14 protein-coding genes are annotated in these 13,747 nt (G+C 55.5%); 9 read left to right on the top strand and 5 right to left on the bottom strand.

Annotated elements, in window-relative coordinates:
- The first annotated feature begins 3 nt into the window (after positions 1-3).
- Positions 4-2,166: a DNA helicase II gene (gene uvrD, locus RT197_RS19105; RefSeq protein WP_312952745.1), complete on the top strand. Its 2,163-nt coding sequence runs from the start codon at positions 4-6 to the stop codon at positions 2,164-2,166.
- Positions 2,167-2,202: 36 nt separating this feature from the next.
- Here uvrD and RT197_RS19100 read toward each other — a convergent pair whose 3' ends face one another.
- Entirely contained in the window at positions 2,203-2,502 is a 300-nt protein-coding gene (locus tag RT197_RS19100; RefSeq protein WP_312952744.1) for a hypothetical protein, read from the bottom strand.
- 397 nt (positions 2,503-2,899) lie between these two features.
- On the opposite strand from RT197_RS19100, the gene ysgD reads away from it, so the two are divergent.
- Both ysgD and corA read left to right on the top strand, forming a co-directional pair.
- Positions 2,900-2,956, top strand: a complete 57-nt coding sequence (gene ysgD, locus RT197_RS19095; protein ID WP_228136886.1) for a YsgD/CorL family protein — start codon at positions 2,900-2,902, stop codon at positions 2,954-2,956.
- A gap of 151 nt (positions 2,957-3,107) precedes the next feature.
- The gene (gene corA / locus RT197_RS19090) at positions 3,108-4,058 is read left to right on the top strand and encodes a magnesium/cobalt transporter CorA (RefSeq protein WP_312952743.1); all 951 of its coding nucleotides are present in this window, start codon (positions 3,108-3,110) and stop codon (positions 4,056-4,058) included.
- A 48-nt stretch (positions 4,059-4,106) separates the two neighbouring features.
- Here corA and rarD read toward each other — a convergent pair whose 3' ends face one another.
- Together rarD and yigI are read right to left on the bottom strand one after the other, a co-directional pair.
- Complete coding sequence (rarD, locus tag RT197_RS19085; protein ID WP_312952742.1) at positions 4,107-4,997, bottom strand: EamA family transporter RarD; 891 nt, start codon at positions 4,995-4,997, stop codon at positions 4,107-4,109.
- Positions 4,998-5,048: 51 nt separating this feature from the next.
- Positions 5,049-5,516: an acyl-CoA thioesterase YigI gene (gene yigI, locus RT197_RS19080; protein ID WP_312952741.1), complete on the bottom strand. Its 468-nt coding sequence runs from the start codon at positions 5,514-5,516 to the stop codon at positions 5,049-5,051.
- 165 nt (positions 5,517-5,681) lie between these two features.
- Between yigI and pldA the strand changes: the two genes are divergently transcribed.
- The 3 genes from pldA to rhtC all read left to right on the top strand — a co-directional run bounded on the left by pldA (position 5,682) and on the right by rhtC (position 9,230).
- Entirely contained in the window at positions 5,682-6,554 is an 873-nt protein-coding gene (gene pldA / locus RT197_RS19075) for a phospholipase A (protein WP_312952740.1), read from the top strand.
- 164 nt (positions 6,555-6,718) lie between these two features.
- The gene (gene recQ, locus RT197_RS19070) at positions 6,719-8,548 is read left to right on the top strand and encodes an ATP-dependent DNA helicase RecQ (protein ID WP_312952739.1); all 1,830 of its coding nucleotides are present in this window, start codon (positions 6,719-6,721) and stop codon (positions 8,546-8,548) included.
- A gap of 61 nt (positions 8,549-8,609) precedes the next feature.
- Complete coding sequence (gene rhtC, locus RT197_RS19065) at positions 8,610-9,230, top strand: threonine export protein RhtC (RefSeq protein ID WP_312952738.1); 621 nt, start codon at positions 8,610-8,612, stop codon at positions 9,228-9,230.
- A gap of 33 nt (positions 9,231-9,263) precedes the next feature.
- Here rhtC and rhtB read toward each other — a convergent pair whose 3' ends face one another.
- On the bottom strand, positions 9,264-9,884 hold the full coding sequence (rhtB, locus tag RT197_RS19060; RefSeq protein ID WP_312952736.1) for a homoserine/homoserine lactone efflux protein: 621 nt from the start codon (positions 9,882-9,884) through the stop codon (positions 9,264-9,266).
- 109 nt (positions 9,885-9,993) lie between these two features.
- On the opposite strand from rhtB, the gene pldB reads away from it, so the two are divergent.
- The 3 genes from pldB (at position 9,994) to RT197_RS19045 (ending at position 12,792) form a co-directional block, all read left to right on the top strand.
- Positions 9,994-10,986: a lysophospholipase L2 gene (pldB, locus tag RT197_RS19055; protein ID WP_312952735.1), complete on the top strand. Its 993-nt coding sequence runs from the start codon at positions 9,994-9,996 to the stop codon at positions 10,984-10,986.
- A 34-nt stretch (positions 10,987-11,020) separates the two neighbouring features.
- Positions 11,021-11,821: a sugar/pyridoxal phosphate phosphatase YigL gene (yigL, locus tag RT197_RS19050; protein ID WP_312952733.1), complete on the top strand. Its 801-nt coding sequence runs from the start codon at positions 11,021-11,023 to the stop codon at positions 11,819-11,821.
- 71 nt (positions 11,822-11,892) lie between these two features.
- Entirely contained in the window at positions 11,893-12,792 is a 900-nt protein-coding gene (locus RT197_RS19045; RefSeq protein ID WP_312952732.1) for a carboxylate/amino acid/amine transporter, read from the top strand.
- Here the strand turns inward: RT197_RS19045 and metR are convergent.
- Positions 12,680-13,633 carry an HTH-type transcriptional regulator MetR gene (metR, locus tag RT197_RS19040; RefSeq protein WP_312952731.1) on the bottom strand — a complete coding sequence of 318 codons (954 nt, stop codon included), beginning with the start codon at positions 13,631-13,633 and terminating at the stop codon, positions 12,680-12,682. The genes RT197_RS19045 and metR overlap by 113 nt on opposite strands.
- Between the last annotated feature and the right edge of the window lie 114 nt (positions 13,634-13,747).

The raw sequence follows: 13,747 nt of genomic DNA, 5'->3' as shown, positions 1-13,747 counted from the left end.
CCAATGGACGTTTCTTACCTTCTCGACAGCCTTAATGACAAACAGCGCGACGCCGTAGCCGCGACGCGCAGCAATATGCTGGTGCTGGCGGGAGCGGGAAGCGGCAAGACGCGCGTACTGGTGCATCGCATCGCCTGGCTGCTGAGCGTGGAAAACTGCTCGCCGTACTCGATTATGGCGGTGACGTTCACCAACAAAGCGGCGGCGGAGATGCGTCACCGTATCGGCCAGTTGATGGGCACTTCGCAGGGCGGGATGTGGGTCGGCACCTTCCATGGGCTGGCGCACCGTCTGCTGCGCGCGCATCATCTGGATGCCGGGCTACCGCAGGATTTTCAAATCCTCGACAGTGAAGATCAGCTCCGCTTGCTGAAGCGGCTGATTAAAGCGATGAACCTCGATGAAAAGCAGTGGCCGCCGCGTCAGGGCATGTGGTACATCAACGGTCAAAAAGACGAAGGGCTGCGCCCGCATCATATTCAAAGTTACGGCAATCCGGTGGAGCAGACCTGGCAGAAAATCTATCAGGCCTATCAGGAAGCCTGCGATCGCGCCGGGCTGGTGGATTTCGCCGAGCTGCTGCTGCGCGCCCACGAACTGTGGCTGAACAAGCCGCATATCCTGCAACATTATCGTGAGCGTTTTTCGAATATCCTGGTCGATGAATTTCAGGATACCAACAATATTCAGTATGCGTGGATCCGCCTGCTGGCGGGCGATACCGGCAAAGTGATGATCGTCGGTGACGATGACCAGTCGATCTACGGCTGGCGCGGGGCGCAGGTTGAAAATATCCAGCGCTTCCTGAACGATTTTCCCGGCGCGCAGACCATTCGCCTCGAGCAAAACTACCGTTCCACCAGCAATATCCTCAGTGCGGCGAACGCCCTGATTGAAAACAATAACGGGCGCCTGGGGAAAAAACTGTGGACCGACGGCAGCGAAGGCGAGCCGATTTCCCTTTACTGCGCGTTTAATGAACTCGACGAAGCGCGCTTTGTGGTCAACCGCATCAAAACCTGGCAGGAAAGCGGCGGCGCGCTGGAGCACTGCGCTATTCTCTACCGCAGTAACGCCCAGTCGCGCGTGCTGGAAGAGGCGCTCTTGCAGGTCGGAATGCCGTATCGCATTTACGGCGGTATGCGATTCTTCGAACGCCAGGAAATCAAAGATGCGCTCTCCTATCTGCGCCTGATCGCTAACCGCAACGACGACGCGGCGTTTGAGCGCGTGGTTAATACCCCGACGCGCGGCATTGGCGATCGCACGCTGGACGTTATTCGTCAGGCTTCACGCGAACGTCAGCTTACGCTGTGGCAGGCCTGTCGTGAGCTGCTTGCGGAACGGGCGCTGGCCGGACGCGCCGCCAGCGCGCTACAGCGTTTTCTGGAGCTTATTGACGCGCTGGCGCAGGAAACGTCAGATATGCCGCTGCACGTCCAGACTGACCGGGTCATCAAAGACTCCGGCCTGCGGACGATGTATGAGCAGGAGAAGGGCGAGAAAGGCCAGACGCGTATCGAAAACTTAGAGGAACTGGTGACGGCAACGCGCCAGTTCAGCTACAACGACGAAGACGAAGATCTCATGCCGCTCCAGGCGTTTCTCTCCCACGCCGCGCTTGAAGCGGGCGAGGGGCAGGCCGATACCTGGCAGGACGCGGTACAGTTAATGACCCTGCACTCCGCCAAAGGGCTGGAGTTCCCGCAGGTGTTTATCGTCGGCGTGGAAGAGGGCATGTTCCCCAGCCAGATGTCGCTGGACGAAGGCGGGCGACTGGAAGAAGAACGCCGTCTGGCCTACGTCGGCGTTACCCGCGCGATGCAAAAACTGACCATGACCTACGCGGAAACCCGACGTTTGTACGGCAAAGAAGTGTATCACCGCCCGTCGCGCTTTATCGGCGAGCTGCCGGAAGAGTGCGTTGAGGAAGTCCGCCTGCGCGCTACCATCAGCCGCCCGGTTAGCCATAAACAGCTTGGCACGCCCATCACGGAAAATGACACTGGTTACAGGCTGGGTCAGCGCGTGCGTCACGCTAAGTTTGGTGAAGGCACCATTGTCAATCTCGAAGGCAGCGGCGAGCACAGCCGCTTGCAGGTGGCATTCCAGGGGCAGGGGATCAAATGGCTGGTCGCGGCTTACGCGAAGCTGGAGACGGTGTAACTCAACGCCACCGGCTGTGGCGTTGATGGCAAATGCTTATTTCGCTGCGCAATCGAATGAAGTGTAGGTTGGTTTTTCAAGCGGATTCAGGCTCGGCATCATTAGTGTCGAGCAACTGAATTTCCTGCCTTTCGCCGTCGTGGCGTCCAGTGTCACCGTGCTTCCGCCCAGGATATCGGGTTTCGATTGCTGAATATTACTGAGAGTGACTTCGTCCGTAGAGCCCAGCCCCAGCTTAGTGGCTGTTGCCTGCTGGAGCTTCATTGTGTCCGGCGCGCCTGCGGCGCACCCGGCCAGCAGCGCGACGCTAAGGGTTAATAGTGCGGCTTTGTACATGTGTCTTCCTTGTTTGCTGTTATTCAGGGAGATAAATACGCCGATGATCTGACCAGCGATATCTTTAGTTTTGCGATTGTCCTGACCTTTAGCAATAAAATAAATCGAAAAAATACAATTAAATCAATAATATATACAGAATTTTGATTTGTTGATTTTGAAATATTTACTAAATGAATAAACGTTATAATGTGATGGACAAGAATACTCACATTGAGCAGTGATGGCTGGGGATGAAAAGCCAGAAACCCTGCGGGAAAATCAGCCAGTAAATTGCAGCCGCTTAGGGAGTTTTTGCTGGCATGTATGCGTCGGGAGAAGAGCTGCGGTACAGGTTGACGCCGTCGTGATAGCTGGCGTAACATGCGCGCACGATCACGCTAAGAGGACATTCGCCTTGGACACACCCAGTACATACTGGCTCATTATCCTGTCATCCAGGATCAACTCCTAAGGCTATCCCCTTTTGCTGATAGCCTTAGCGGTTGTCAGCGACTTTCTCTTTTTCCCGTCGCGCTGAGTCAGGCTGTTTAATGGTCTGAAACCCAATTGTTTCTGTGTGCCCACCGAACTGTCCGATAATTTTTGCATTGGGAGTCCCGGTCATGCTGAGCGCATTTCAACTGGAAAATAATCGTTTGATCCGCCTTGAGGCTGATGAAATCAATCACCTTGCCAGCTCGGTATGGGTTGATTTAGTCGAGCCGGACGATGAAGAACGACACCGTGTGCAAATGGATTTGGGTCAGAACCTGGCCACCCGCCCCGAACTGGAAGACATCGAGGCATCGGCTCGTTTTTTTGAAGATGAAGACGGCCTGCATATTCACTCTTTCTTCTTTTTCGAAGATGCGGAAGATCACGCCGGTAACTCTACCGTCGCGTTTACGATCCGCGAAGGCCGCCTGTTTACCCTGCGTGAACGCGAACTGCCCGCGTTTCGTTTATACCGTATGCGTGCGCGCAGTCAGTTGATGGTTGACGGCAACGCCTTTGAACTGTTGCTCGACCTGTTCGAAACCAAAATCGAACAGCTGGCGGATGAAATTGAAAACATCTACAGCGACCTGGAAAAACTAAGCCGGGTGATTATGGAAGGGCACCAGGGCGATGAGTACGACGAAGCGCTCTCGACGCTGGCGGAACTGGAAGATATCGGCTGGAAAGTTCGCCTGTGTCTGATGGATACCCAGCGCGCGTTGAACTTCCTGGTGCGTAAAGCGCGTTTACCGGGCGGACAACTGGAGCAGGCGCGTGAGATCCTGCGCGATATCGAGTCCCTGCTGCCGCACAACGAATCCCTGTTCCAGAAGGTTAACTTCCTGATGCAGGCGGCGATGGGCTTTATCAATATTGAACAGAACCGCATCATCAAGATCTTCTCGGTGGTTTCAGTGGTGTTCCTGCCGCCGACGCTGGTGGCGTCCAGCTACGGGATGAACTTCGAGTTTATGCCGGAGCTAAAGTGGAGCTTTGGTTACCCCGGCGCAATTATCTTTATGATCCTCGCGGGGCTTGCGCCGTACCTGTACTTCAAGCGTAAGAACTGGCTGTAATAACCCTGACGGGTAACCTGAATCATCAGGCTACCCGTTATCTCTTTTTTATTTTCTCCGCCGCTGCGTATACAGCGCATCCATTACAAATACCGCCAGTGCCACCCAGATAAACGCAAACGTCACCATTTTATCCGCACCCGGGTGCTCGTCGTAGAACACTACCGCCAGCAGAAACATCAGCGTCGGGCCGATATACTGGAAAAAGCCGAGCGTGGAGAGGCGCAGGCGAGTCGCCGCGCCGGTAAAACACAGCAGTGGAATGGTCGTTACCACGCCTGCAGCGATCAGCAGCAGATTCAACGACCATGGGTTTTGCCCCATATGGCTGGTCGCGCTATCAGCGATCCCAAACAGCCAGATAGCCGCTACCGGCAGCAACCATAAGGTTTCGACCAGCATTCCGGTCTGAGCATCGACGGCGATTTTTTTACGCACCAGGCCGTAGAAGGCAAAACTGAACGCCAGCCCCAGCGCGATCACCGGCAGCGAGCCGAAAGTCCAGAGCTGTACCAGCACGCCGCAGGCGGCAAGCGCCACCGCCAGCCACTGCATCCGGCGGAAACGCTCGCCGAGAAAAATCATCCCCAGCACGATATTCACCAGCGGATTAATAAAGTAGCCGAGGCTGGCTTCCAGCATGTGATGGTTATTTACTGCCCAGATAAACAGCAGCCAGTTACCGCCAATCAGTACCGCAGAGAGGGCGAGCAGGAGGATCTTTTTCGGCGTCGCCAGCAGTCTTTTGACCTGCGTCCACTGGCGGCTGACGCTGATAAGCGCCAGCATAAAAAAGAATGACCAGATAACGCGATGGGTCAGGATTTCATTGGCCGGAACGTAGTAAATCAGTTTGAAGTAGGCCGGGGCGATCCCCCAGATAAAATAGGCGGCGAGCGCGAGCAGCACACCCTGCCGCGTTTGTTTGGCATCGGTCATGAAGAAAACTCGTTACAAAAAAGTAACTGCAGTTTACCTGAATTTACCTGCTCAACCCACCATATACGTCGCCGTGGCGCTGGCGATGTAAACCTGTTCTTCGTTATGCAATTCGACGCGCGCGACGGCGACTTTATTACCCGCGCGCAGCAGGCTGCTGGTGGCGGTAAAGCGATTGCCGCGCCCTGGCCGCAGGTAATCGACGCGTAAATCAATCGTGCCCATGCGCGCCAGCCGCTGGCGTAGCTCGTCTTCGGTGATAGTATCGTGACGAGTCAGCGTGCTGCCGACGCAGACCAGCCCCGCCGCCACGTCCAGCGCCGAGGCAATCACGCCACCGTGTAAAATACTTTGCGCCCAGTTGCCCACCATCATCGGCTGATTATTGAAACTGAGTTGGGCAAACTCTTTCTCGTAGCGATCCAGCTCCAGCCCCAGCGCACGGTTGAAGGGCATGTGGTAGACAAAAATCTCCCCCACCAGGCGGAGGGTCTCTTCGGCGGTAAGCGTGGTGGACATATGACCTTAATCTTTTTAATAGTTAATAAAATGTTGATTTTATGCTTTCATTTTGTTTGTTGCCAGATCCGCACAGGTTTCATAGGCAGCTAAAAAATAAATCTGTAGAATGCATCCAAGATAATTACTTACATGATTTATGTTTTGTTCAGGAGAACACAGTTGATGCGTAAGTTGCTGGGTGGGTTGTTCGCGATAGCGGCACTGTTGCCCTTTTTTGCCTGCGCGCAGGAAGCCACGGTCAAAGAGGTACACGATGCGCCTGCGGTGCGGGGAAGTATCATTGCTAACCTTCTTCAGGAGCATGACAATCCTTTCACGCTTTATCCGTATGATTCTAATTACCTGCTCTATACCTGGACCAGCGATCTCAACAAAGAGGCGATCAACACCTATAACTGGTCGGATAATGCGCGTAAAGATGAGGTGAAATTCCAGCTAAGCCTGGCGTTTCCGTTCTGGCGCGGCATCCTGGGACCGAATTCGGTGCTGGGCGCGTCCTATACCCAGAAATCATGGTGGCAGCTTTCGAATAGCGGAGAATCTTCCCCGTTCCGCGAAACCAACTACGAGCCACAGCTGTTCCTCGGCTTTGCGACCGATTACCGTTTAGGCGACTGGTCGCTGCGCGACATCGAGTTTGGCTATAACCATGATTCTAACGGGCGTTCCGATCCCACATCGCGTAGCTGGAACCGCGCCTATACCCGTCTGATGGCGCAGAACGGTAACTGGCTGGTAGAAGTGAAACCCTGGTACGTGCTGGGCAGCACCGACGATAACCCGGATATCACCAAATATATGGGTTACTACCAGCTTCGACTCGGCTACCAGGTGGGCGAAGCGATCCTGAGTGCCAAAGGACAGTACAACTGGAATACCGGCTACGGCGGCGCAGAACTGGGCGTCAGCTATCCGGTATCGAAGCACGTGCGTTTTTATACCCAGGTATATAGCGGCTATGGCGAATCGCTGATTGATTACAACTTCAATCAGACCCGCGTTGGCGTGGGCGTCATGCTGAACGATCTGTTTTAACTTTCTGACGCGGTCGTATTGACCCGGCTGGCACAGCGTTGATTTAAACGGTGGATTAGCATAAAACTGGAAGCAGGGCCTAAGGATTTACTCTCAGGCATTGCAGTTTCCTTCTCAGGCGCTGAAAATAGCGCCTGTTTTTATTTTGGGCGGTTGGAGTGAATGTGGCGCAGGCGGAAGTATTGAATCAGGAATCTCTGGCTAAACGGGTTTTGCGAGAAACCTTCGGTTATCAGCAGTTTCGCCCCGGCCAGGAAGAGATCATCAATACGGCGCTGGCAGGACGTGACAGTCTGGTCGTGATGCCTACCGGCGGCGGCAAATCCCTGTGCTATCAAATTCCGGCGCTGTTGCTGGATGGCCTGACGGTTGTCGTTTCACCGTTGATTTCGCTGATGAAAGATCAGGTTGACCAGCTACTGGCCAACGGCGTATCGGCGGCGTGCCTGAATTCCACGCAAACCCGCGAACAGCAGCAGCAGGTCATGGCAGGCTGTCGTAACGGTGAAATTCGCCTGCTCTATATCGCGCCTGAACGCCTGATGCTGGATAACTTCCTCGACCATCTCGCCCACTGGCATCCGGTGCTGCTGGCGGTCGATGAAGCGCACTGCATCTCACAATGGGGCCACGATTTCCGCCCGGAATACGCCACCCTCGGTCATTTACGCCAGCGCTTCCCGGCGCTGCCGTTTATGGCGCTGACCGCCACTGCCGATGACACCACCCGGCTGGATATCGTTCGCCTGCTGGGCCTGAACGATGCCCTTATCCAGATCAGCAGCTTTGACCGCCCGAACATCCGCTACATGCTGATGGAGAAGTTCAAACCTCTCGACCAGCTACTGCGTTATGCGCAGGAGCAGCGCGGCAAAAGCGGCATCATCTACTGTAACAGCCGGGCAAAAGTGGAAGACACTGCGGCCAGGCTCCAGGCGCGGGGTTTTAGCGCCGCGGCTTACCATGCCGGACTGGAAAACAACGTGCGCGCCGAGGTGCAGGAAAAATTCCAGCGCGACGATCTGCAAATCGTGGTGGCGACGGTGGCATTCGGGATGGGGATTAACAAGCCCAACGTGCGTTTTGTCGTCCATTTTGATATTCCGCGCAACATCGAGTCCTACTATCAGGAAACGGGTCGCGCGGGGCGTGATGGTCTGCCTGCGGAAGCGATGCTGTTTTACGATCCGGCGGATATGGGCTGGCTGCGTAAATGTCTGGAAGAAAAACCGGCCGGGCCGTTGCAGGATATCGAACGCCACAAGTTGAATGCGATGGGCGCGTTTGCCGAAGCGCAAACCTGTCGCCGTCTGGTCCTGCTCAACTATTTTGGCGAAGGGCGTCAGGCGTCGTGCGGTAACTGCGATATCTGCCTCGATCCGCCGAAACAGTACGACGGCTCTAACGACGCGCAGATCGCGCTGTCCACCATTGGCCGCGTTAACCAGCGCTTTGGTATGGGCTACGTGGTGGAAGTGATCCGTGGCGCGAATAACCAGCGCATCCGCGAGTTCGCCCATGACAAACTTAAGGTTTACGGCATGGGACGCGAAAAGAGCCAGGAGCACTGGGTAAGCGTGATCCGCCAGTTAATTCATCTTGGGCTGGTGACGCAAAACATCGCCCAGCACTCTGCTCTGCAACTGACCGACGCCGCACGTCCGGTGCTGCGCGGCGAAGCGCCGCTGCTCCTTGCGGTGCCGCGTATCGTGGCGCTGAAGCCGCGCGTCATGCAAAAATCCTTCGCCGGTAACTACGATCGCAAGCTGTTTGCCAAACTGCGCAAGCTGCGTAAGGCCATTGCTGATGAAGAGAATATCCCGCCGTATGTCGTATTTAACGACGCCACGCTGATTGAAATGGCGGAGCAAATGCCGCTCTCGCCGGGCGAAATGCTGAGCGTTAACGGTGTCGGGGTGCGCAAACTGGAACGCTTCGGCAAAGAGTTTATGGCGCTGATCCGCTCGCACGTTGACGGTGACGATGAGGAGTAGTCAGCCGGGCGAAAAAGTGCCAGGATGATCTCTCACCGAATTCTTTCCCCGCGAGTTAATTATGTTGATGCTATTTTTGACCGTGGCGCTGGTGCACTTCGTTGCCCTGATCAGCCCCGGACCGGACTTTTTCTTCGTTTCTCAGACCGCTGTCAGCCGTTCACGTAAAGAAGCCATGATGGGCGTACTCGGCATTACCTGCGGCGTTATGATCTGGGCGGGCGTCGCGCTGCTGGGCCTGAATCTGATCCTCGAAAAAATGGCCTGGCTGCACAACATTATTATGGTCGGCGGCGGGCTGTATCTGTGCTGGATGGGCTATCAGATGCTGCGTGGCGCGCTGAAAAAGCAGGATACCAACGCTCCCGCGCCGCAGGTTGAACTGGCGCAAAGCGGGCGCAGCTTCTTGAAAGGCTTACTGACTAATCTGGCGAATCCGAAAGCGATCATTTATTTCGGCTCCGTGTTCTCGCTGTTCGTTGGCGACAGCGTCGGCGCTGGCGCGCGCTGGGGTATTTTCGCGCTGATTATCATTGAAACGCTGGCGTGGTTTACCGTCGTTGCCAGCCTGTTTGCCCTGCCACAAATGCGTCGCGGCTATCAGCGCGTGGCGAAATGGATCGACGGTTTTGCCGGTGCGCTCTTTACCGGCTTTGGCATCCATCTGATTATTTCACGTTAAGCCAGCGTGCCGCCCGAGCGATCGGGCGGACCTTCAAGCGTGTCTTGCCGACGCCAGTAGCGCCCCCACCAGCATAAACAGCGAACCAAATACCTTATTCAATGCCTTCATCTGGCGCGGCCCCTTGATCCAGCGAGCGATCCGCTGCGCCAGAGTGGCGTAGCCAATCATCACAATCACATCCACCACGATAGTCGTCGTGCCGAGTATCACGTACTGCGCCACCTGTGGTTGATGCGGGCTGATAAACTGCGGGAACAGCGCGGCAAGAAAAACAATGCTCTTCGGATTGGTGAGATTGACGAAGACCGCGCGTTTAAACAGCCGTCCGCGCGACTGCGTTTGCGCCAGGGTATTGAGATCGAGCGCACCCGCCGCGCGCCATTGCTGAATGCCGAGCCAGATTAAGTAGGCTGCGCCCGCCCATTTCAGAATTTCAAATGCCAGCAGCGAACGCGAGAACAGCGTCCCCAGCCCGATACCGACCAGCACGATGTGGATCCCAAGCCCGGTTTGTAAACCGGCAATCGATGCCGCCGCGCCACGATAGCCGTGGCTGATGGAGGTGGTCATCGTATTAATGGCCCCGGAGCCGGGCGAAAGGCTGAGGATAATGGACGTCAGCAGATAGGCGAACCACCATTCGAAGGTCATGAGAAATTCCCTGATTGTCTGTTTTTATGCCACAATACCCAGGTATTGTGGCGTTGTGCGATGCGTCACAAAAAAACGATATTACACGTCAGGCGGGGGTGGATGCCCGATGTTTCGGCAAAAAAAGGGCTGGGAAACAAGAGAAAATGCGTTTGCCGCTTTTTCTATGGGACCGCTGACGGATTTCTGGCGTCAGCGTGAAGAGGCGGAGTTCACGGGCGTGGATAACATCCCGGTGCGCTTTGTCCGTTTTCACTCCCCGGACAACGACCGGGTAATTGTCGTTTGCCCTGGTCGCATCGAAAGCTACGTAAAATATGCCGAACTGGCGTATGACCTGTTTCATACGGGATTTGATGTATTAATCATCGATCACCGGGGGCAGGGACGTTCCGGGCGCATATTGCCTGACGAACACCGTGGACACGTGGTGAACTTTAGCGACTACGTTGACGATCTGGCCGCGTTCTGGGATCAGCAAGTGCAGCCGGGGCCGTGGCGTAAACGCTATATTCTGGCGCACTCAATGGGCGGCACCATCTCCACGCTCTTTTTGCAGCGCAGGCCGGGAGTGTGCGATGCCATCGCACTGTGCGCGCCGATGTTCGGTATTATCATCCACCTGCCGGACTGGATGGTGCGGCAAATCCTCGACTGGGCTGAGGGCCATCAGCGTTTTCGGGAGAGCTACGCGCTGGGCACCGGGCGCTGGCACGCGTTGCCGTTCAGCGTCAACGTGCTGACCCACAGCCGTGAGCGTTACCGTCGCAACCTGCGCTTTTACGCCGATGAGCCGAAACTGCGCGTCGGTGGACCGACGCACCACTGGGTGCGGGAGGGAATTCTGGCCGGTGAGCAGGTGCTGGCAGGCGCGGGCGATGACGCCACGCCGATGTTATTGCTTCAGGCGGAAGAGGAGCGCGTCGTTGATAACCGCGTTCACGACCGTTTCTGTGAAATTCGCGCTGCGGCGGGGCATTCCTGTGAAGGGGGTAAACCGCTGGTTATTGAAGGCGCATACCACGAGATCCTTTTTGAAAAGGACGCCATGCGCTCAGTCGCGCTTAACGCCATCATCGACTTTTTCGATCGGCATAATTGATTATTGCTTTACTGACCAGAGGTTGAATTTTCTTATGTATCAGGTTGTTGCATCTGATTTAGATGGTACGCTACTCTCACCCGATCACTGTTTATCCCCCTACGCAAAAGAGACGCTAAAGCTGCTGACCGCGCGCGGCATTAATTTTGTCTTTGCGACCGGGCGTCACCATGTGGACGTCGGACAAATTCGCGACGGCCTCGAAATCAAGGCCTATATGATCACCTCCAACGGTGCGCGGGTACATGACACCGACGGTAATCTGGTGTTTACGCATAATCTGGATAGCGATATCGCCAGCGATCTTTTCGGCGTCGTTCACGGCAATCCAAACATCATCACCAACGTTTATCGCGACGACGAATGGTTTATGAACCGTCACCGTCCTGAAGAAATGCGTTTCTTTAAAGAAGCGGTCTTCCAGTATTCATTGTATGAGCCTGGCCTGCTTGACCCGCAGGGCATCAGCAAAGTGTTTTTCACCAGCATGAGCCACGAAGAGCTACTGCCGCTGGAGCAGGCAATTAACGCCCGCTGGGGCGACCGGGTGAACGTCAGTTTCTCTACGCTGACCTGCCTGGAAGTCATGGCGGGCGGCGTTTCGAAAGGCCACGCGCTGGAAGCGGTATCGAATGCGATGGGCTATGGTTTACCGGATTGTATCGCCTTCGGCGACGGCATGAACGATGCGGAAATGCTCTCAATGGCGGGGAAAGGCTGCATTATGGCCAACGCCCACCAGCGGCTGAAGGATTTGTATCCTGAGCTGGAAGTGATTGGCACCAACGCCGACAACGCCGTGCCGAAGTATCTGCGTAAGCTCTTTCTTGAGTGATGTTTTATTAATCAGTTGTCAACCTGACTCTCCGCTACAATGAGTGTTCTTTAACTTCAGAGACATTCATTGTGGCGCTCCTTATCATTACCACGATCCTGTGGGCCTTCTCTTTCAGCCTGTTTGGTGAATATCTTGCCGGACATGTAGACAGCTATTTTGCCGTGCTGGTGCGCGTCGGGCTGGCGGCGCTGGTATTTCTGCCTTTCCTGCGCGTCCGTGGACACAGCGTAAAAACGATCGGTCTATATATGCTGGTGGGCGCGATGCAACTGGGCATCATGTATATGCTGAGCTTCCGCGCCTATCTGTACCTGACGGTTTCCGAGCTGCTGCTGTTTACCGTACTGACGCCGCTGTACATCACGCTGATTTATGACCTGATGAGCAAGCGGCGTTTACGCTGGGGCTACGCTTTCAGCGCGCTACTGGCGGTCATTGGCGCGGGGATCATTCGTTATGACCAGGTGACGACCCATTTCTGGACCGGTTTACTGCTGGTACAGCTCTCCAATATTAGCTTTGCGCTCGGCATGGTGGGCTACAAACGCCTGATGGAAACCCGTCCAATGCCGCAGCACAATGCCTTTGCCTGGTTCTACATGGGCGCATTTATTGTGGCGGTGATCGCGTGGTTCATGCTGGGAAATGCGCAGAAAATGCCGGAAACCACGCTGCAATGGGGCATTCTGGTGTTCCTCGGCGTGGCGGCATCAGGGATTGGCTATTTCATGTGGAACTATGGTGCGACTCAGGTGGACGCGGGCACCCTGGGTATCATGAACAATATGCATGTGCCTGCGGGGCTGCTGGTTAACCTGGCGATCTGGCATCAGCAACCCCACTGGCCGAGCTTTATTACGGGTGCGGCTGTGATCCTGGCCTCGCTGTGGGTGCATCGCCGTTGGGTCGCTCCGCGCTCCGTACAAACGGCAGATGATCGCAGGCATGATTGCGCGTCGAACGAATAAACGCTTCCACCACCGGCTGACGCTGTTCGCCGTCGCGCACGGCGGCGTACAGGCGGCTCCACAGCCCTTCGCCCAGGGTCTTCGTGACCACCAGCCCCTGGCGCTCAAAACTCTCCACCACCCAGTGCGGCAGGGCAGCGATGCCCATTTTTGCCGCGACCATCTGGATCAGCAGCAGAGTGTTATCCACGCTTTTCAGCGCTGGGTTAATGCCCGCTGGTTGCAGGAAGTGACGCCAGACATCAAGGCGGCTGCGCTGCACCGGATAAATCAATAACGTTTCGCTCGCCAGATCGTCCGGCGTAATGCGCGTTTTCGTCGCTAACGGATGGTCCGGGGCCAGTACCAGCCTGACCTCATAATCAAACATTGGCGAATAGTGCAGACCGCTGCGCGGCAGAATATCCGAGGTCATCACCAGATCCAGCTCGCTTTGCTGAAGCGCTGGTTGCGGATCGAACGTCACGCCGGATTTGAAATCCATCTCCACCTGCGGCCATTTCGCACGGAAATTCTCAAGCGCCGGGGTCAGCCACTGAATGCAGCTATGACATTCAATGGCGATCCGTAGCGTGGTTTGCTGAGGTTCATTGCACGCCTGAAGCGCGCGGCTGATTTGCGGCAGGATTTGGTTTGCCAGTTGCAGCAGCACTTCTCCCTGCGGCGTAAAGCGCAACGGCTGGCTCTTACGCACAAATAAACGAAAGCCGAGGCGCTGTTCCAGATCGCTGAACTGGTGAGAAAGGGCGGATTGGGTCTGGTGCAACGTCGCTGCCGCAGCAGCGAGCGATCCGCAGTTCCGCAACGCTTGTAGCGTTTTCAGGTGTTTAATCTCGATCATGAAAGTCCTTCACTTCGGCATGAATAAATTGCGCTTGAGGATTATACAGTACATTCACATTATGGATGTGTAAACATCTGGATGGCTAAATCCTTTGTCTTTCGAATTCAGGGC

Origin of the sequence: Superficieibacter sp. (genome assembly GCF_032071645.1) — a bacterium.
GTDB lineage: Bacteria > Pseudomonadota > Gammaproteobacteria > Enterobacterales > Enterobacteriaceae > Superficieibacter.
This window is presented reverse-complemented; position numbering and strand designations above follow the sequence as displayed.

Bases quoted from the DNA above. Each gene is read 5' to 3' on its own strand.
- corA (WP_312952743.1), top strand. From the start codon at position 3,108: ATGCTGAGCGCATTTCAACTGGAAAATAATCGTTTGATCCGCCTTGAG.
- uvrD (WP_312952745.1), top strand. From the start codon at position 4: ATGGACGTTTCTTACCTTCTCGACAGCCTTAATGACAAACAGCGCGAC.
- yigL (WP_312952733.1), top strand. From the start codon at position 11,021: ATGTATCAGGTTGTTGCATCTGATTTAGATGGTACGCTACTCTCACCC.
- rarD (WP_312952742.1), bottom strand. From the start codon at position 4,997: ATGACCGATGCCAAACAAACGCGGCAGGGTGTGCTGCTCGCGCTCGCC.
- pldA (WP_312952740.1), top strand. From the start codon at position 5,682: ATGCGTAAGTTGCTGGGTGGGTTGTTCGCGATAGCGGCACTGTTGCCC.
- yigI (WP_312952741.1), bottom strand. From the start codon at position 5,516: ATGTCCACCACGCTTACCGCCGAAGAGACCCTCCGCCTGGTGGGGGAG.
- RT197_RS19100 (WP_312952744.1), bottom strand. From the start codon at position 2,502: ATGTACAAAGCCGCACTATTAACCCTTAGCGTCGCGCTGCTGGCCGGG.
- rhtB (WP_312952736.1), bottom strand. From the start codon at position 9,884: ATGACCTTCGAATGGTGGTTCGCCTATCTGCTGACGTCCATTATCCTC.
- metR (WP_312952731.1), bottom strand. From the start codon at position 13,633: ATGATCGAGATTAAACACCTGAAAACGCTACAAGCGTTGCGGAACTGC.
- pldB (WP_312952735.1), top strand. From the start codon at position 9,994: ATGTTTCGGCAAAAAAAGGGCTGGGAAACAAGAGAAAATGCGTTTGCC.
- rhtC (WP_312952738.1), top strand. From the start codon at position 8,610: ATGTTGATGCTATTTTTGACCGTGGCGCTGGTGCACTTCGTTGCCCTG.